Annotated in this window: 15 protein-coding genes and 5 pseudogenes; 13 read left to right on the top strand and 7 right to left on the bottom strand. The window is 66.4% G+C overall.

From position 1 onward, the window contains the following. Window positions 1–65 precede the first annotated feature (65 nt). The 6 genes and pseudogenes from ACIQD6_RS09625 (at window position 66) to ACIQD6_RS09600 (ending at window position 3774) form a co-directional block, all read left to right on the top strand. Window positions 66–1610: an MDR family MFS transporter gene (locus ACIQD6_RS09625; protein WP_401880193.1), complete on the top strand. Its 1545-nt coding sequence runs from the start codon at window positions 66–68 to the stop codon at window positions 1608–1610. A 65-nt stretch (window positions 1611–1675) separates the two neighbouring features. Further along, a complete protein-coding gene (locus ACIQD6_RS09620; RefSeq protein ID WP_401880191.1) occupies window positions 1676–2086 on the top strand; it encodes an ABC transporter permease in 411 nt (136 codons plus the stop codon). Further along, window positions 2083–2244, top strand: a pseudogene (locus tag ACIQD6_RS09615) (ABC transporter permease); the annotation flags it as partial. The gene ACIQD6_RS09620 and the pseudogene ACIQD6_RS09615, both read left to right, overlap by 4 nt. 97 nt (window positions 2245–2341) lie before the next feature. Further along, entirely contained in the window at window positions 2342–2548 is a 207-nt protein-coding gene (locus ACIQD6_RS09610) for a hypothetical protein (protein WP_401880830.1), read from the top strand. Between the two features lie 55 nt (window positions 2549–2603). Then, on the top strand, window positions 2604–2747 hold the full coding sequence (locus tag ACIQD6_RS09605) for an acyl-CoA dehydrogenase family protein (RefSeq protein ID WP_401880828.1): 144 nt from the start codon (window positions 2604–2606) through the stop codon (window positions 2745–2747). A gap of 133 nt (window positions 2748–2880) precedes the next feature. After that, entirely contained in the window at window positions 2881–3774 is an 894-nt protein-coding gene (locus ACIQD6_RS09600) for a hypothetical protein (RefSeq protein WP_401880189.1), read from the top strand. A gap of 258 nt (window positions 3775–4032) precedes the next feature. On the opposite strand, the pseudogene ACIQD6_RS09595 reads toward ACIQD6_RS09600, so the two are convergent. The 4 genes and pseudogenes from ACIQD6_RS09595 to ACIQD6_RS09580 form a co-directional block, all read right to left on the bottom strand. Beyond that, window positions 4033–4455 (bottom strand): annotated as a pseudogene (locus ACIQD6_RS09595) (RNA polymerase sigma factor); the annotation flags it as partial. Window positions 4456–4836: 381 nt separating this feature from the next. Beyond that, a complete protein-coding gene (locus ACIQD6_RS09590; protein ID WP_401880188.1) occupies window positions 4837–5487 on the bottom strand; it encodes a TetR/AcrR family transcriptional regulator in 651 nt (216 codons plus the stop codon). A gap of 565 nt (window positions 5488–6052) precedes the next feature. Further along, window positions 6053–7045: a zinc-dependent alcohol dehydrogenase family protein gene (locus tag ACIQD6_RS09585; RefSeq protein WP_401880186.1), complete on the bottom strand. Its 993-nt coding sequence runs from the start codon at window positions 7043–7045 to the stop codon at window positions 6053–6055. Between the two features lie 148 nt (window positions 7046–7193). Continuing rightward, window positions 7194–8042 (bottom strand): alpha/beta fold hydrolase, encoded by an 849-nt coding sequence (locus tag ACIQD6_RS09580; protein WP_401880184.1) that lies wholly within the window; start codon window positions 8040–8042, stop codon window positions 7194–7196. Between the two features lie 361 nt (window positions 8043–8403). Between ACIQD6_RS09580 and ACIQD6_RS09575 the strand changes: the two genes are divergently transcribed. Together ACIQD6_RS09575 and ACIQD6_RS09570 are read left to right on the top strand one after the other, a co-directional pair. Then, a complete protein-coding gene (locus ACIQD6_RS09575) occupies window positions 8404–8958 on the top strand; it encodes an IS3 family transposase (RefSeq protein ID WP_401880183.1) in 555 nt (184 codons plus the stop codon). Next, window positions 8958–9254, top strand: coding sequence for an IS3 family transposase (locus ACIQD6_RS09570; protein WP_401880181.1), 297 nt, complete (start codon window positions 8958–8960; stop codon window positions 9252–9254). The genes ACIQD6_RS09575 and ACIQD6_RS09570 overlap by 1 nt, the downstream gene beginning before the upstream one ends. 307 nt (window positions 9255–9561) lie before the next feature. On the opposite strand, the gene ACIQD6_RS09565 is transcribed toward ACIQD6_RS09570, so the two are convergent. Beyond that, window positions 9562–9780, bottom strand: coding sequence for a hypothetical protein (locus tag ACIQD6_RS09565; protein WP_401880826.1), 219 nt, complete (start codon window positions 9778–9780; stop codon window positions 9562–9564). Here ACIQD6_RS09565 and ACIQD6_RS09560 point away from each other — a divergent pair. Then, window positions 9742–10062: pseudogene (locus ACIQD6_RS09560) on the top strand (transposase); the annotation flags it as partial. The gene ACIQD6_RS09565 and the pseudogene ACIQD6_RS09560 overlap by 39 nt on opposite strands. Window positions 10063–10289: 227 nt before the next feature. On the opposite strand, the gene ACIQD6_RS09555 reads toward ACIQD6_RS09560, so the two are convergent. Continuing rightward, window positions 10290–12791 (bottom strand): SpoIIE family protein phosphatase, encoded by a 2502-nt coding sequence (locus ACIQD6_RS09555; protein ID WP_401880179.1) that lies wholly within the window; start codon window positions 12789–12791, stop codon window positions 10290–10292. Between the two features lie 386 nt (window positions 12792–13177). On the opposite strand from ACIQD6_RS09555, the gene ACIQD6_RS09550 reads away from it, so the two are divergent. The 4 genes and pseudogenes from ACIQD6_RS09550 (at window position 13178) to ACIQD6_RS09535 (ending at window position 17036) form a co-directional block, all read left to right on the top strand. After that, on the top strand, window positions 13178–13855 hold the full coding sequence (locus ACIQD6_RS09550; RefSeq protein ID WP_401880178.1) for a hypothetical protein: 678 nt from the start codon (window positions 13178–13180) through the stop codon (window positions 13853–13855). A 303-nt stretch (window positions 13856–14158) separates the two neighbouring features. Beyond that, a pseudogene (locus ACIQD6_RS09545) lies at window positions 14159–14359 on the top strand (L,D-transpeptidase family protein); the annotation flags it as partial. 582 nt (window positions 14360–14941) lie between these two features. Beyond that, window positions 14942–15799 carry an alpha/beta fold hydrolase gene (locus ACIQD6_RS09540; RefSeq protein WP_401880177.1) on the top strand — a complete coding sequence of 286 codons (858 nt, stop codon included), beginning with the start codon at window positions 14942–14944 and terminating at the stop codon, window positions 15797–15799. A 421-nt stretch (window positions 15800–16220) separates the two neighbouring features. After that, window positions 16221–17036, top strand: coding sequence for an alpha/beta fold hydrolase (locus ACIQD6_RS09535; RefSeq protein ID WP_401880175.1), 816 nt, complete (start codon window positions 16221–16223; stop codon window positions 17034–17036). Between the two features lie 130 nt (window positions 17037–17166). On the opposite strand, the pseudogene ACIQD6_RS09530 reads toward ACIQD6_RS09535, so the two are convergent. Continuing rightward, window positions 17167–17670: pseudogene (locus ACIQD6_RS09530) on the bottom strand (MFS transporter); the annotation flags it as partial. Window positions 17671–18681: the final 1011 nt, after the last annotated feature.

The following is an 18681-nucleotide window of genomic DNA, read 5'->3' as shown; positions in this document are numbered from 1 at the left end:
ACGGCATCGTTCTGCTGCGGCAGACGCGCCGCTCCTGCCGCCCCCGTGGAGAGAGGTACGTTCCGATGTCGAAACCAGACTCCCCATCACGGCGGGCCGGCGGTCCGGGCGCCGCGATGAGCGCGCTGATCCTCGCCGTCCTGCTCGCGGCCCTGGACCAGACGATCGTCTCGACCGCCCTGCCCCGGATAGCGTCGGACCTCAAAGGGTTCGACGACATCGCCTGGGTCAGCGCCGCGTACCTTCTCGCCTCGACGGCGGTGACGCCGCTGTGGGGCAAGCTCGGCGACATGTTCGGCCGTAAGCGGCTCTACCTGGCCTCGACCGCGATCTTCCTCGTCGCCTCCGTCGCCTGCGGCCTGGCGCAGAACCTGCCCGAACTCATCGGCGCCCGGGTGCTGCAGGGCGTGGGTGGCGGCGGCATGATCGTGCTGACCTTCGCTCTGGTCGGCGACATCGTCGCCCCCAGCGAACGCGGCCGCTATCAGGGCATGTTCGGTTCCGTCTACGGCGTCGCCAGCATCGTGGGCCCCCTGCTGGGCGGCATCTTCACCGACCAGCTCTCCTGGCGCTGGGCCTTCCTCATCAACCTTCCCATCGGCCTCGTCGCGCTGGCCGTCGCCGCACGGGCGCTGCCAGCGGCCACCGGTGGCGTCAGGGCCCGCATCGACTACCTGGGCTCCACCGTCCTGGCCGCCATGGCCACGGGCCTGGTCCTGATCACTTCCTTCGGTGAGCGCTGGGGCTGGGGCTCGCCGGCCATCATCGGGTTGATCGCCGCCACCCTCGCGCTGATGGCCCTGCTGCTGCCCGTCGAGCGCCACGCCGCCGCACCGGTCCTACCACCGGCCATGCTCGCCTCCCGTACCGTGGTCTTCTCCTCGCTCATCGGCTTCTTCGCCAACGCGGCGATGTTCGTGGTCCTGGTCTACCTGCCGACCTACCTCCAGATCGTGCGAGGGGTCTCGGCCACCTTGTCCGGCATCGCCATGCTGCCGCTGGTCGCCGGCCTGGTCATCAGCCAGTCCCTGGCCGGCCGCTGGGCCGCGCGTGCCGGGCGGCTGCGGATGATCCTGCTGGCCGGTCTGGCCGCCAACCTCGCCGGGCTGCTCCTGCTGGGCACTCTCGGCGCAGCCACGAACATCCTGCTGCTGAGCGTCTACTTCCTGATCACCGGTATCGGCATCGGGATGGTGCCCATGGTGGTGCTGACCACCGTCCAAAACAGCGTGCCCGCCGCCGACCTCGGCGCCGCCAGCGCCGTGGTCACCTTCGCCCGCTCCATCGGCGCCGCCTTCGGAGTCGCCATCTTCGGCACCCTCCTCAACAGCGGTTTCGCCGACCGCGCCCACGGCCTGCCGACCGCTGGCGGGTTCGACGCGGCCCGCCCTGACACCATCGGCCGACTGCCCGCGGCCTTGCGCGACACCGCGCTGGACGCCTTCGCCCATGCCGTCGCCGCCGGCTACCTCTGGATCGCCCCCACCCTCGCGGTCGGCATCCTTCTCGCCCTGTTCCTCAAGCCATCGCGCGAAACCGAAGCCGTCCCGGTCGCCGACCCCGCCGCGAAGAACGCGGACACCGAAGCGGACACCGTCCCGGCCGTCTAGGGCGCCGACCACTACCCGCAGTCCTCCCCAGCGGCCGCCTCCGACAGCCTCTTGGGCTAGGAGCGGTGGCCGCCGCCCGCGACCCCGACTTCCTGCAGACCGCCAACCTCACCGAGATTCTGCGCAGCTCGGTCACCTACTTCGTCCCCGCAGCCGGCGCAACACTCCTGATCATCGGCGGCGGACTGGACTTCTCCGCCGGAGCGGTCTTCACACTCGGGGCCATCGCGGCATGCGAGCTGATGGTCCACGGGGTTCCCGTCCCGATCGCGGTCGTCGCCGCCGGTGCCGTCCTGGGCACCGTCAACTTCGCTCTGATCACCTACTGGAACGTGCCCCCCATCATCGCCACGCTGGGCATGTTCTTCGTCGTGAGCGGTGTCGACACCCAGATCACCTGCGGGAACGACGTCCTGCCGCTGCCCGAGTCGTTCACCTCCCTGGCAACGGCTCACTGCTGGGGATCTCCTACGTGATCTGGTACGCGGTCATCGCCGGCCTGGCAGCGTGGTTCGTCCTCGAACGCAGTCGGCTCGGGGTCAACGTCCGCGCACTGGGTGGCAACCGCCAAGCGGCCGTCGGGAACGGCCTGCGCGTCACCCGCCTCGACCTCACCCTGTACGCCCTGGCCGGTGGTTCCGCGGCCTTGGCGGGCATCATCTACTCCGCCCGCGTCGGCGCCGCCCAAGTCGCATCCGGCGGCACCAGCCTGACCCAGCGTCATCACTGCGGTGCTGATCGGCGGCGTCAGCATCCTCGGCGGCCTCGGCTCGATCACCGGCGTCGCCCTGGGAGCCGTCCTGGTGTCCACGATCGACAACGCACTGATCCTCACCAACACACCGCTCCAGTACAACAACATCATCATCGGCGTCATCCTCATTTGCGCGGTCGCGCTCGACGCCCTACACCGCGGACGCCTGTACAAGCAGCGCTGAACGGCCCGCCCGGGTGCCACCGCCCCCACTCGCCCTCGAACGAAACGGACACAACATGCAGCGCAAGCACTACGACGAGGAGCACCTGGCCCTCGCCAAGGCTTTCCGGGCCTTCATCGACAAGATCATCGTCCCGCACTTCGGTGACTGGGAGCGGGCGGGCCTCATTCCGCGCGAGGTGTTCGCCGTGGCCGGGTAGGGCGGCTTCCTGGGGGTTGATACTGGTGAGGTCGCCTATTCAAGTGTCGCCAATTCGTCGCGAAGTCCGGCCTGCCGGTGACCGCGCGTGATTGTCGACCATGATGTCAGCGACGGCTGACAGGATCAACGTCATGACTCACACCACGGGGACAGGCCGCCAGGCCGCGGCGGATCTCGCAGAAAGCCTTCTCACTCACGACGATGCCGAGCTGGACCGGCCGTTCACGATCCTGACGCACAAGGAGGGAAACGACCTGGTCGAACGCCGCACGACCCTGCGTCCGGTCTACGAAGCCATCGTGGCGCGCATCGGCCAGCCCACGCTGCTGGGCGGCACCGCGCACGGGCCCAGCGTGCGGTGGAGTAACCGTGAGCGGACGCTACTGCTGTCCGGGGACCACAGCAAAGCGACACTGTCCGCGCACCAGGCTTCATCGCTCGCCCGAGACGAGTTCTGGAGCTTCGACTCGGACCGCATGCCCTTGCCCTACACGTGGCAGCTGGATCGCCACGGCCCCGGCGATGCCCCCGGCTGGACCTTCAACGGACACGCGGCAGCATACGACTGGACGTCGGCCGAGGAGCGACTGGCAGAGATGCTTGCCTCCTGGGCCGAGCACATACCCGTACAAGCCCCGGGTGACTGGGTGGGCTTCAGGCTCATGGCGGCGCGCGACCGAGAACGCATCATGATCGTGGCTTTCAACCCTTCGGACACGCACGGCGAGTTCCACATCGCCATCGAGGACCGAGACCACGAGCAGACGCCCGAGCGTGCAGAGGAGATGCGTGCAAGGGGCTGGCAGAACGTGGACGAGCACCGATGGTGGCGCACCGTGCTGCCCGAGACGGACCCGACGGCAGCCACCGCACTCGCGCGGGTGGCCATCACTGATCTGCGGGCCCGCGGCACCACATGCCCGGACGAAGTAACCGCCTGGGACATCAGCGCCGGTGACGACGGCGAACTGTGGGTGCCCGGCATCGGAGTCAACGTGCATCCCCGCCGTGGAGAGCACTACTAGGCGGCAGTTGGAACATCGGAACGAAAACCGGCGCTAAGTCTCCCGTGCACCTGAGAGCGCTTTGACCTGGACTTCTTCGAGGGCTGAGCCTTCAGCAGTCGTGTTGATCATTGACTGTGTGGAGGTCCGGAGTGCCGGTCGAATTTCTGACGGATGTACAAGCCGCCGCGTACGCGGCGTACGACGGGGCGCCGTCCCGTGCGGAGTTGGAGCGGTTCTTCTTCCTGGACGACGCGGACCGGCGGTGCGCGGGCTGAAGTGCCGCAGCATCACGGTCATGCGGAACAGGGGAGACAGTTCGTTGATGGCCTGCCAGATCCAGTCGCGCAGGGCATGCCCCTCAATGACCTTCTCCGGGTCGCTGTCCACCGCGAGCAGGGACAGGTCCGGCAGTGGCGTCGTGAAGGGCGTCGAGCGCAGTCGCGAGCGGCAGACATTGCGCACGATCATGCGCAGCCACGCGCCCACCGATTCCGGCTCCCGCACGTCACCGATGCGCCGAAAGGCGATCAGCGACGCGTCCTGCACCGCGTCCTGTGCGTCGGGTCGGTTGCCCAATATGCTCAGGGCCACGGCCTGCATACCGGCCAAGTGCCGTTCGAGTAGCGCGCCGACCGCAGCCACGTCGCCGGTGCCCGCGCTGCGCACCAGTTCCGCGTCGGAGGGATTTTCGTGCACCATACTTCCCAAGAGTTCGTACCGCGGGGCAGATCCAGGGCCTGGGCCGTCGTCGTCCGGCGCGTCCACCTCCCCAACTGCGCCCGCTCCTGCGTGGACAGCAATAACGGCTCCGGATCCTGGGCGCCCCGGCGAAGAACTGACGCACCGGCAGAAGCCGTACACCACTGACGGTCAACTACTGGCGCATCCCACTGGGCCCCATGGCATCGCTCGCCCTGCCGTCAGCCTCCTCCGCGTGCGGCACCCCTGCCGAACGGCTGAGGGCAGACGGGGCAACGAATGACGCTGTCTTTGCGGTGAGTGACACGGGCGAAGGACGAAGGGGGCCGTAGGCTCGACAGCCGCGGTAAGGACGGGCAGGAACACCGGCCACCGGAGTGTTCACAGACGCGTGGAGGGCCGGTCTGAAGACACCTCAATCGGTGAGCCGGACAAGGCCGAGGCGCGTGGCAGGCCGTCCAGCTCCTGTGCGGCAAAAAGGATGCGAACGGTGGTGAGAACGCTGTCTGGGAAAGGCTGATTACGGACCGAGCCGTATGCCATCGCGCCGTCGAAGAGTACGCCCAGCTGTTCAGCAAGCAATGTGGGTTCCGCTGCCCCAGACAGGCGAGCTTCCTGAACAAAGTAGCTCTGCATGCGATCCTTGTACGAGACCGCAATCTTTCGCATGGGGTGTTCCGGATCGGAAATCTCGGCAGCTGCATTGAGGACCGGGCATCCGCGAAAGTCGGGTTCTCTCGACTTTCGCTGTGCGGCAGCGAAGAACTCGACGATCTTCTCGACCGGTGAACGGTCACAGTCCTCATCGGGGATGATGAGACCCTCCAAGAATCGATCGGTGGCACGCGGGAGGTAGGCGGCGATCAGGTGGTCTTTGCTCGGGAATCGTTGGTAGAGGCTGCGCTTGGATACGCCAGCTACCTCGGACACCAGATCTACACCGGTGCTGTTGATTCCCCTGCTGCTGAACAGTTCGCACGCCGCTTCGAGGACGCGCTCACGCACACTGTCTGTTCTGTCATCGATCGTCATGGTGACTAATCTAGCTCCTGAGTCGATGAGGGGAAAACCGAAGAGTTTACCTGCTTCACCGCCGCGAATGCGCGCCACCGGCTGAGACGTATCAGCCGGTGGCCGCGATGCGGCAGGCCGAGATCGACACCATCCGGCGACCTGCGAAGACGTTCGCGTGCCGGCCCGGCAGGGCCCTGCGGATGCCGCGGCCGACCGGAGCGAACCGTCCGGACACCGGCCCCCGCCCGGTGGCGAACTGCAGCGCACAACCGCCCTGCCGCGGGTCCTGGCCGACGGCAGAAACTCCGGTTGTCGATGGCCTACTCACGGGGCACGAGGGACACCCCAATTCCCGTCAGCGCCGCCGCAGTAACGCAGGAACGTCCCACCTTTCCAGGAGTTCCTATGGCGAGGCGGAGCAGACGCAGGGCGGGGACGGCATCTGCATGTTGTGGCCGGCGAAGGGGTCCCGGTGAGCCGGTGCATGAGGTCATGTGGCTCCTCGTGCACCGGCTTCGCCTGACGGAGACCGACGGCGGCCCGGCCCCGGCTTCTCATCCGCCTCCGTCCGGCGCGCGGTTCCTCAGCGCCGGACGGTGAGGACGATCTTGCCGAACTGGGTGCCGGCCTCCATGTGGCGGTGCGCTTCGGCGGCGTCGCTGAGGTCGAAGGTGCGATCGATGACGGGTGCGAACGCTCCGTCGGCGAGTCCGGCTTCGATGAACTCAATGGCGCCGCGACGGCGCTCAGGATCGCCAGTGACGGGGAAGAGGGTGTAGAGGCGCAGGTCGATGCCGGGAATCGTCGGCAGCCCCTTGGACAGGTCGTTGCGGGGGTCGAGGAGACCGTAGGCCAGCAGGCGGCCTCCCGGTGCGACGCAGGAGATGACCTCGGCGATTCCAGGGCCGCCGACGGGGTCCATCGCCGTGGCGACGCCCCGGCCGCCGGTGATCTCCTTGACGCGCTGCGCAAGGTCCTCCTGGCTGGTGACGATGACGTGGGCGGCGCCCGCGTCCAGCAGCAGCTGCTTCTTGGCGGGGGAGCGCGTGGTGGCGATGGGGATGGCGCCGATCCTGTTCGCCACCTCGATGGCTGCCAGGCCGACCCCGCCGGTGGCCGCGATCAGCAGGACGTGGTCGCCGGCGGCGAGCGGGCTGCCCTCCACGAGCGCGCCGTACGCGCTGGCATATGCCATCCAGATGGACGCCGCAACGACAGGGTCGCTGTCAGCCGCCCGCGGCACGAGGTCGGCAGCGGGGACGATCACGTGGTCGCCGTAGGTTCCGTAGTCCGTGAGCTTGAACGACGGCAGGACGGCGACGCTGTCACCTATCGCCACCTCGGTCACGCCGGGGCCGACTGCTTCGACGACGCCCGCGGCCTCGTATCCGAGCCCGGAGGGAGTGTTCGGCGGGTAGAAGTAGCGGCCCTCCCTGAACATGATGTCGGCTCGGTTGACGCCGATCGCTTCAACCCGGATACGAGCTTCTCCGGCTTTTGGTCCGACCGGGTCTACTTTGCGTATGTACAGCACGTCGGGGCCGCCAACCTGGGCGAACACGATCTCTCGAGCCATGGTTTTCTCTTCCTTACTGGAGTGGTGTTTCACAGGAAATGCGCCATTCCTTCATTCCCTTTTCGAGCGCTACGCCGGCTCCCCGCAGCGGAGCAGGAGATCTCCCGAAGGAGACCCTTGGCCGGGAGAACGGGCGGGGATGCGTGTGTCAGTCGAGGAACTGATTGACTTCGTGTGCGAATTCCGCTGGGAACTGGTGCAGGAATCCATGGCCGGCGTCGGGGTAGATGCGTAGCGTGGCGTTCGGCAGGTGTCCGGCGAGCAGGTAGCTGTTCACGGTGGGGGTCATCACGTCGCTGTCGCCGTTGGCGACCAGTACGGGTTGTGTGATGGCGGCCAGGCGGCCCAGTTTGGTGATGTCGGGGATGCCCCAGCTGTTGATGGCGAGCAGTTGTGCGTCGCGGGTGGCCGGGTCGGTGGGGGTGTCGCGGTCCGTTTGGCGGGTGAAGAGCCTTTGCAGTGACTCGCCTCCCTTGGTCCGGCTGGTTTCGCTGGATGTGTAGAACAGCGTCAGGAAGTCCTCAGCACCGGGCTCGTCGGGCATGACGGCGTCCCGTACCTGCCCGCTCCAGGCGTGGAATCCGCGGCCGCCTTCGGGTGCCGTGCCGGCAAGCACGATCCGGCGGACCTGGTGGGGCCGGATCAGGGCGATCTCCTGGGCGACCGCGCCGCCGAGCGAGAACCCGAAGACGTCACATGCCTTCAGCCCGAGGGCGTCGGCGAAGACCAGGGCATCGACAGCCATCTCGCGGATGGTGCTGGGCACGGTGCCGGTGGAAGCGCCCACTCCTGTGTTGTTGAGCAGGATGACTTCCCGCTGCGCGGCGATGGGGTCGATGAGGGCGGGGTCCCAGTTGTCCAGGTTGCCGCGCAGGTGCTGCAGGAACAGCACCGGTGGGGCGGTGGTCGCGGCGTTGCCGAAGCGCCGGTAGGTGTAGGTCACGCCGTTCGGGGCGGACAGTGTGAGGTTGGCGGCCGTAAGTTGCGTGACGGTCACGCGAAGGCTCCTTGGGATTCGACGAGAGCGGAAGAGAGCGAAGGCGAAGGAGTCCACAGCGCAGCGATGTGCGGTGGCCCCGCGTCAGCCCGAGGGGCGACGCAGCACAAAAGGCCTGCTCAAGGCACGGGCCGGGTGCGGCGAACACACCCGGTAAACAGATCTGTACCTGTGTTGGCATCGCCACTGTACACCGATCTGTTTCCTTGTGCGCGTGCCGGGCGTGCCGGGTCGCCGTGGTGGCCCTGACGGCATCCGCGAAGGGCCCCGACCAGGTGCGCGAGCGCCTGCCCGCTACCGCGTGGGCAGGGGTCCGTGAGATCGATGACGACGAGGGGCGGCTGCTGCGGATCATCCGTAGGTGCGCTGGGCTGGTAGTGGTGTGGCGGCGGGCCCAGAGGAACCGTGCGAACGGCGACGCCGCGACGTCGAACTGGCCGAGCGGATCAAGGAGATCCACGCGGAATCCGGCGGCAATTACGGCTCGCCGCGCGTGCACGCCGTCCTCAGACGCGAGGGCACACGCGTGGGCCGCAAGCGGGTCGAGCGCCTGATGCGCGAGGCCGACATCGCGGGGATCAGCCCGCGGCGGAAGGGCTTCACGCGCTGCGATCCCAAGGCCAGCCTCGCCCCGGACCTGGTCAACCGGGACTTCACCGCACCGGCGCCGAACCGGTTGTGGGTCACCGACCTCACGATGGTCTCCACCGGCGAGGGACCGTTGTGGCTCTCCGCGATCCGGGACGCATTCTCCCGCCGCGTGGTCGCGTGGGAGACCTCCGCCCGCGCCGACGCCGACCTGGTCCTGACCACGCTGGAGTACGCGCTCGCGTCCCGCGAGGTCGAGCCGGGCAAGCTCATTCACCACGCCGACCACGGCTGTCAGTACACGTCCTCAAGCTCACAACCCGGCTGATGCGGGCGGGAGTTGAGGCATCCATGGGCTCCGTCGGGGACTCCTACGACAACGCCCTCGCGGAGAACCTCTGGATGCTCATCAAGACCGAATGCATCCGTGGCCGCACCTACACGACAAGGGCCGAGGCGAATCTCGCGCTCTTCGAGTACATCGACGGCTTCTACAACTCCCGCCGCATCCAGGAACGCGTCGGCTTCCTCAGCCCGATCGAGTTCGAAGAGAAGTACTACGCCGAGCAGGCGACGTCCGAACCAACGAATCTGAACACCCGTCAACCCCTGCTGACCAGCTGATCAGCGGCTCCCGCATGACGGGGGAACCTCATACTACTGCCGCGACGCGGCAGGACGCCTGAAGCGGCGCACCAGCGAGGACGGCGGACTGCCGCTCTCCTCGTTGGTGATCGTCTCTCCCTACGACACCACGGCACGCTACGTCCGCCACGGGCACATCATCCGCTGGAAGGGCTTCGCCGCCCATCTCATCGAGACGTGCACCGCCGGCAGCGCCAACGTAATCACCGACGTGGCCACCACCTCGGCCGTCACCAACGACGGTCAGGCCCTGCCCGGCATACACACCCGCCTCGCCCGTCGCGGGTTACTGCCCGCCGAACGCCTGGTCGACGGCGGCGACACCTCCCTGGTCCACCTGGAACGAGCCGCCCGCGAACACCAGATCACCCTCACCGGGCCATTGCCAGGTAACCCCACCCGCCAGCACCGCAAGAATGAAGGCTCCGACCGGGACGACTTCCACATCGGCTTCGACCACCGGCAGGTGACCTGTCCCCAGGGCCAGGTCGGCCAGGGCTGGCACGGCCCCTACCCGACGTCCTCGCCCGCCGCCGCCCCGCTGATCGTGGCCCGGTTCGCCAGGAGCCAGTGCCGCTCCTGCCCGGCCCGCGCTCGCTGCACCACCACCGACAGCGCCAGGACCGTGGGCTTTCCCCCACGAGAACTCCGCGACCTGCAACTCCGCGTCCGCGCCGAGCAGCAGACCCCCGAATGGAAGACCCGCTACGCGGTCCGCTCCGGAGTCGAGGGCACCATCAACGAGTTCGCCCACGAACACGGCATGCGCCGCTGCCGCTACCGAGGACAGCCGAAAGCCCACCTGCTACACGTACTCACGGCCATCACCGTGAACATCGAGCGACTCAGCGGCCGGTCAGAGTCCGCGGAACCCTCTTCGCCGAGACCACCGACCGCCTTCCAGACCTCCCTGGACCAGAACGAGATCCCCCAGTCGAAGTCCTGGCGAACACTCTCGGCACCTGAGCCCGCCTGTCCAAGAGCCCGACAGAGTCGAGCTGAGACGCCGTCTTCTCACGAAACGAGCCGCTCCAGCTCGTCCGTGACGATCGGGCCAGAGTCCAGCACTGCATCCGGCAGCGCCTGCTCGGCCCAGATGGTCTTTCCGGTGGAGGACTGGCGGGTGCCCCAGCCCTTGGTGAGCTGGGCCACGAGAAGGAGCCCGCGGCCACCCTCGTCAAAGACGCGGGCACGGCGCAGGTGAGGGGCGGTGTTGCTTGCGTCGGAGACTTCACAGATCAGCGTACGGTCGTGAATCAGGCGCAACTGGATGGGCGGGGCGGCATACCGGATGGCGTTGGTGACCAGCTCGCTGACCACCAACTCGGTAGTGAAGAGAGCCTCTTCGAATCCCCATTCACTCAGTTGAGCGGAGACCTTCTTGCGGGCCTGGGCCACGGCCATGGGGTCGGCCGGTATGTCCCAGGTGGCCACCTGTCCGGCGTCCAGGGCTTTGGGGCGGGCAATCAGCAGGGCGATGTCGTCCTGGGGACGGTCGGGCAACAGGGCTTCGAGCACCGTGTCGCATACCTCGTCCAGAGACCGGGCAGGCCGGGTGAGCGCCTGGCGCAGCATGCCGAGTCCTTGGTCGATGTCGTGGTCGCGGGACTCGACGAGTCCGTCGGTGTAGAGGACCAACAGGCTGCCCTCGTCCAGTTCCACCTCGGCCGACTCGAAGGGGAGGCCGCCCAGGCCCAGCGGCGGACCTGCTGGGATGTTGAGGAGGTCGACGGTTCCCTCGGGAGTGACCATGAAGGGCAGTGGATGACCCGCGCGGGCCAGGGTGCAACGGCGGGAGACAGGGTCGTAGACCGCGTAGAGACAAGTGGCGCCGACGTCTCCTGCGGCCGGTGTATCTGCGATGTCCGTTTCGGCACCACCACCAGGGGTGTACGCCCAGCTATCGGCATCCTCGTCGGCGAGATGGGTGACGAGGTCGTCGAGGTGAGTCAGCAGTTCGTCGGGAGGGAGATCCACGTCAGCCAGGGTGCGCACCGCGGTTCGCAGGCGGCCCATGGTGGCTGATGCCTGGATGCCGTGGCCGACCACGTCACCGACCACCAGCGCCACCCGCGCTCCGGAGAGCGGGATGACGTCGAACCAGTCGCCGCCCACGCCTGCCCGGGCGCCGGCGGGAAGATAACGGGACGCGGCCTCGACCGCCGACTGCCGTGGCAGCCGTTGAGGCAGCAGGCTGCGCTGCAGGGTGAGGGCCGTGCTCCGCTCACGGGTGTAACGGCGGGCGTTGTCGATGCAGAGCGCGGCGCGGGCCGCGATCTCCTCAGCCAGCAGCCCGTCGTCGGGGTCGAACGCCTCCTGGAGCCGACGGCGGCCGAAGAGGGCCACGCCCAGGGTCTCCCCACGCGCCCGCATCGGCACCACCATCAGATGGAACCCCGATCGCGGCGCCGCGTGGACCGCTGTGTCCTGATCCGCCCACGGCCCGCTGGTGGAATCCGGCCCGGTGACCAGTCGCAAAACGGTGCGCCTGGTCCCCAGGCACTCAGCCTGGGGCGAAGCCTCCGGATAGGTCCGCAGGTCGTCGACCGTGAGGGGAATCTCGGGGCAGGTCTCGGTGATCGACGCATGGGCGAGATGGCGGAGCACTATGGGCGTGACCGTCCGCGAGGGGGAGTCCGGCTCACCATCGACGTCACCGGGGGTGAGTATGTCCACACCCACGAAGTCCGCCAGCCCTCGAACGGCCACGTCGACGAGTTCCTGTGCGGTGCGCACCACGTCCAGGGTGCTGCCGATACTCGCGCTCGCCTCGTTGAGCAGTTGGAGCCGCCGCCGCGCCCAGTACTGCTGGGTCTCGTCGTGCCCACTGAGACATACGGCGTTCACCTCGCCGTCGGCGTCTCGCAGCGGGGCGAGGGCGACCGCCCATGCCTGGTGGCGGCCCTGGCCGGGTGTACTGAAGACATTCTCCCGATGCTGTGGCCTGCCCGTCTCCAGCACCTCGCCTATGGCCTTGTCGGTGGCCTCCAGATCAGGGTGCGGAACGATCTCCGACACACGCAGCCCACGTATCTCCGGCAGCGCGAGACCCAATCCCCGTTCCATCACCACGTTGGCCAGCCGCATGCGCCGGTCACTGCCGTAAATCGCGACGCCGCAGGACTGCTGGGCGAAGGCCCGCTCCAGCAGTTCGGCGTCGTCCTGAGGGCTGGCCTTGCCCACGACGGGCGACACGACCAGCCACTCGCTCTCCCCTTGGCTGCCGAAGAACCGCCGATGCGCCAGCAACCTGACCTCCACGCTGCGACCGTCCCGGTGCCGCAGCCGGACCGTCCCGTGCCATCGGGGCTGGTCCGCCCAGGGAACCCGGTCCGCCAAGGATCGCAGTGCTGGTCCAGACAGGTCTTGCGCCAACAGACTAGCGGCGGCCTGTCCCACGATTTCCGCGGTTGTATAGCCCAGCAGCATGTGGGCCTCCGCACTCCAGCCCGTCACGTTGCCCCGCCCATCGACGACGGCTGAAGCGGTGTAGCCGACGGAAGTGTCGTGCTCCATGGTCTGATCCCCTCATTCCGGGGAGCCCCCTCCCGTGTCCCCCAGAGGGCTTCACCGGCGAGCCGTGTATTACCAGCATGCGCCCTCGCACGGCGAAAGCCCAAGGCTGGTGCTTGCCGTCAGCGCCAGGCGGGGTCGCCGCGGCGGTACGGCTGGCACGGCCCCGCACCGTTGTCGCCCGGCCTTCAAGAGAAGGGGGCCTTCCCCCAAGGCCGGGTAGTTAACGTTCTCGCAGGTTACGCAAGCCAGTCGGAGGAATTCTGACGCAGGACAACGGAGCTCGTTGGTACAGGCAGTCGACCAAGACAGCTTGTATCCGAGGAGCTCCGTTGCCTTTGCACGGTGTCCTGCCGCCTGCGCTGACGACTATCACCCGTACGGTCACTGTGGGCCGGTTTGCACCGGGGCATCTGGGAGAGCTGACATCGGTCGTGCCGTTCGAGCTCGTGGACGCGGTCCTTGAGGAGACGACCGTGAAGGTGCGGGTCATCGACGCACAGATCGCCGTGACCTGCGCGGACGGCACGTCCTTCACAGAGTTCTACCGACTGGTCACGACCCTGATAGACGCCCGCCGTTACCCCGCCACCGTGCTGGTGGGTCTCTACCACCAGCGGTGGGAACACGAATCGGCGTACTACGCGCTCCGCCACACAATCATGAACGGACGCAACCTGCGCTCGGGCGACCCGGCAGGCATCGAGCAGGAGATGTGGTCCCTGCTCACGCCCTACCAGGCCCTACGCACCGTGATGGTCGACGCCGCCGAGTCCGTCCCCGGCACCGACCCGGACCGCTGCTGTTTCAACAGCGCACTTCAAACCGCCCGGTACCAGGTGATCCAGGCCACGGGCATCATCACCGCGGACACCGATCGGGACACTCGGCCTCGGGACGATCGGCCACCGGATCCTGACTGGCCTGCTCCCTCCCCGGCGGCAACGGGTCAGCACCCGCAGGGTCAAGTCACCGATGTCCCGCTACAGCGAGCGCCACGCCGACGGCCGGCCCGATACCAGCCGCACCGTTACCCGCCTCGACGTCACCGTCCTCGAACCCGTTGATCAGTCACCCGCGCTGCCCACGGCCTCCCGGGACGACCGGCACGCTACCCCTGCCGCGCGGCGCCGACACCGCATCCTGGCACTCCTCCAGCACGACCCCACGCGTCTGTGGCAACCCCGTGAAATCGCCGCTCACTTCGGCGACATCACGCTGGAGACCATGTACAGACAACTGAATCGGTGGGTCGCCAGCGGCCTCATCCACAAGCTCGGCCCCGGCCTCTACGCCGCAACACCATGGTCACCAGCCCCACTTGCGTGACCTGCGAAAACGTTAACTACCCAGCCTTGGGGTAACCCCCGCCGGAACCTCCCCCCCTCGACTGGACCCGCCCTCTCGGCGCGGGCAAGGGTGGCGGCATCTGGCTGCACGTCGACCACGGCGGACCCACGCACGGCTGCGTGAGCCTGGTGCAGGAGCATATGAAGCAGCTGCTGCGCACGCTCGATCCCGACCAGCACCCCGTGATCGTCATGGGTGACGCCGAGTCCCTCCGACGCTGACGCCCACGGTCGAAGACGTAATAGAAGCGCCCCGGAGGACTCCGGGCGCTCGCACAACTGCTCACATGGATCGCCTTTGCCGCGGTACTCGCGACAGCGGCAGGATCACCAGGTCCCGCCGCGGTCCAGCAGGGCCCCTGACCAGCACCGACCACGTATCGCTGATGCTGTCCAGGACGTCATAGATGCCGCAGTCCGGGGCGGTGTTCGCGATCGCCGGGATTCAGATCGGCGGGGGCGGTGCCCCTATGGGTTTCGTCAACCGGTGGGGGTGGGTTGGGGGTCGTACGAGGTGGCAGCATCGAGCCAGGGGACAGACGGTGGAACACGCCAGCCCACCTGCACGACGGCACACGTCGGTCCGCTTCGGTGGAACTGCAACAGCCGAACCAGCCTCTACTCGACCCCGGCGAAGCGTCTCCCAGAATTCGGTGACCGATCGGGCCTCATGGGCCGGGACCGGTACTCGATGCGGAGGTGAACGACTTCGCACCACCCGCGCCACGCAGGGAAACAGACCTGTGTAGCATCTGTCCGAAGCAAGGGACACAGATCTGTTTCCTCTGTTCTCAGGAGAGCTCCATGCCCGACACCTGCGCCCTCACAGCACCAAACCTGTTCATCGACGGGGAAAACGGGATCCGCTACGCCTACCGCCGCTTCGGTGCTCCGCGGCCCAGCACGGTCCCGCTGATCCTCCTTCAGCACTTCCGGGGCAAACTCGACAACTGGGACCCGGCCTTCGTCGGCCCCATTGCCGAAGAGCGCGAAGTGATCCTTCTCGACAACGAAGGCGTGGGGGGCTCAAGCGGGACCGCCCCAAGCACAGTTGCAGAGATGGCCACGGGCGCCCTCGCCTTCATCGACGCTTTGAGGCTGAACACGTATGACCTTCTAGGCTTTTCGTTGGGCGGGTTCGCAGCTCAGGAAATCGCCTTGACTCGCCCACATCAGGTTCGGCGGATGATTCTCACAGGAAGCGACTCCGAGGGAGGCCGCGGTTTTCACCACGTGACCGGCGAGGTCGGCGAGACGGCCCGCCGGGATGAGCCCGGCGCCGAAGATCTCCTAACTCTGTTCCTCGAACATTTTCAGGCGGCCAGCCAGGAAAAAGAGGGCGAATTCGTCCGTCGGCTGTTCACGAGGCACAACGACCGTGAAGAGCCGACGGACTTGGCGACTCGACATACACAATTGGCTGCGGTCTCCCGATGTTGCATCCCGGACAACAGCCGTCTCGGGCGACTGGCCGCAATCAAGCAGCCCGCTCTGGCAGCCAACGGCAATCATGATGTCATGACACCGACGGAGAACACATACCTACTCGGAGGCCACCTGCCTAATGCCCAAGTGGCCATCTATCCGGATGTAGGACATGGATTTCTCTTCCAGCATCCTTCCGAATTCAGCGCCGAAGTCAACTCGTTCCTTGACGCATAACCATCCCACTTGAGTACTCCAGATGCCCTGGACGACGCCGATGAACCGCTCCGGGATCGGTGGAAGTTCTTCCCCTGGTTATCCGGGGATCCTGCCCATACGGCTCAACAGTGCGATTTATGGCATCGCGCTGATCGGTATCCTGCAGCCGGAATACACGGTCGAGGGATTCCACTAGCTGGTCCGGGTCGCGATTGCACGGGCTAACGCCACGAAACAAGAATTCGCGGACAGGTCGGAGCGGGGCCCTGCTCTTGTGAACAGACTCAAGGATCAAGCGATAGGGCTCGGGTGACCAAGCCCGCAGCTCCGAAACCCCGCACGGGGAAGCTCGCATTAACTCACGACAGTGCGTTCGATATCACGTCTCGTCGGGACGCAACTGACAAAGCCGCTCCAGAACACCTCAGGAGGAACCACTATGCAAATTTCAGTGGACAGTGAGACGTACATCGATGTCGCGGTTTTCGGATCGGATGAGGGCATACCATTGCTGATCATTAATGGCACCGGACTATCGTGGGGACTCTGGGGTGAGGCTGCTCAAGTGTTCGCAAAGGACGGGTACCGGGCGATGTGCTACGACCACCGCGGTATCGGCGCCTCTGCGCGTGGCGTCACGAAAATAACGATGCAGAACCTGGCTGCCGACGCTCTCGCCGTCCTCGACGGGCTCGGTGTGCCCGAGGCGCACATCCTCGGGTGGTCCCTGGGCTCCTGCATCGCTCAAGAACTGGCCCTCGCGCATCCTGACCGTGTGACCTCGCTCATCCTCGCTAACACCTGGCACCGAACCAGCGTCTACCAGCGATCGCTCTTCACTCCGTTCCAGCACCTGTGGTCGACCGGCGAAGGAGATCTAGCCTGGTTGTCCCAGAGTGCCGCGTCCTTCTCTCCAGAATTTTTGGAGGGAGCGGACTACGAAGAGACAATGGCGATGCTCGCCCCGCTTCTCCCCTCCAACAGGGAACAGGCGTGGACTGTCTCTGAGCAGTGGGGTGCGGAGCTCGGCCACGATACTTCCGAGCGGCTGCCGTCCATCGTCTGCCCCACACTCGTCGTGGCGGGAGAACAGGATTTGGTAACGCCTGCGTGGCAGGGCCAGGCCGTGGCTGAAGCGATTCCCAGGGCCGAGTTGGTGCGACTGGCGGGCCCCGGCTCCAGCCACGCCCTTGCCTGGGAGCGCCCGCAAGAGTTCACCGAGAACGTCGGCGATTTCCTGGCCCGAATCCGTTAATTTCGACGTATTCAACAGTTGTACACCCCCAGTGCGTAAGGGGTCCTGTAACTGCTGAGGGCCGGGTGCTGCCAGTGGCCACGTACCGGTGGAATCTCCTGCCTCTGCGTCAAAAGCTGATTTTCCCGCAACCGGTTCCGTAAAGACAGCGCCCTGGTCCATACTCGCGCCAACCACGCCGCTTGGCGTCCCCGTGCTCCGACACCAGCAGCACGGGGACGCCCCACTCACCACCGAGTGCGAACCCCTGGATCAGCCGCAGCACGGTCAACAGCACGGGAGCGGCCGTACCGATGGTGGCGTGAGTGGGCATCAGCCCGATGGCGAACGTCGCCCCACCCATCATCAACAGACTGAGAACCAGCAGCTTCTTACGCCCGATCCGGTCCCCGTAGTGGCCGAACACCAACGCACCGAGCGGCCGCGCGGCGAAACCCACGGCATAGGTGACAAAGGACAGCAGCGTTCCGACGAGCGGATCGGAGTCGGGGAAGAACAGCTTGTTGAACACCAGAGCCGCTGCGGATCCGTACAGGAAGAAGTCGTACCACTCGATGGTCGTGCCGATGAGGCTGGCGGCAACGATGCGCTTGAGTGAGCTGGGTGTTGGCGGAACGGATGCCGAGGCAGCCATGGTCACCACTTCCGGGCGAGTGTCGGGGGACGATTTCGTGTCGCAACACCGTAGAAATGCGCAGATCAGGAGCCCATGTGGTGGGACACCATAGTTCGTGCGTGAGGTGTGCGCGCGGGACCCATGTGAACGGTCGTAGGCCTGCGCCATGGGCTCGGCCGAAGCGCGCTCCAGGCTGTTCGACTACCAGCCCGACCGTTCGGTGCGAGCGCAAGAGCAGTCGCTCCTTGCCTTCCGCGCCCTCGCAACCGCGCTGATCCGGTACAAGTAACCTGCCAAACCGACCACATGGGACATCGTCATTTCATTCGATCAGGTACGGACTTCTCGCTGTGACTCTCGCGACACCGTGTCGGGTTGCGATCGCAATGAGGGGTTGGATAATTGGTTACAAGCGAACTGCGCTGGTACAGAAGAAAATTGAGATCTGAGATCGATGCACCACCCGAGCTGGTGCTGCCCCGAAGCATTGGATTGCAACTGAGCGCTCCCGCTGCAATCCCGACATGTCTGGTTGAGTTAACTGATGCGCCTTGTCCACTTTTCGACGACTGTTGACTCCAACCGCTTGAGGTTACGGAGATGTTTCAGTGCCCGCACCGGTCGGTGTCTGCGGTGAGGGCCCGAATCCTTGTCCAATCCCTTTGTCGGCGAGCCGTGTTCGCCTTCTTTCTTCTCATGTATGCGGGATCCCGCGTATCACCTGAAGCGCACCGCGGAGTGGATGCGCTGTGTCAGCGTCAGTGCCGCAGGGACGGCCGAGTAACTCGTCCCCACTCGCGTGGACCGACCGCGCCGCGCCCTGAGTCCCATCGACGCAGCTCGACGACGCATCGCCGCCCTGGTCAACGGCGGCTGCACGGCGAGTGTTTCGCCCGGGACGGTGAACCTCGGAGACTTCGGGGCCCATCCCGGACACGTTGTCGCAGTCGGCTCAGGAGTTGTTGAGTAGCCGTCAAATATCCCCCTATCGCCCCTTGTTCGCCTCGCCGGCCGTGGTCGCCTGGCGAG

This window comes from Streptomyces sp. NPDC088400, from assembly GCF_044753355.1.
GTDB lineage: Bacteria > Actinomycetota > Actinomycetes > Streptomycetales > Streptomycetaceae > Streptomyces.
Note: the sequence above shows the minus strand (reverse complement) of the source record. Positions and strands in the feature narration are given on the sequence as shown.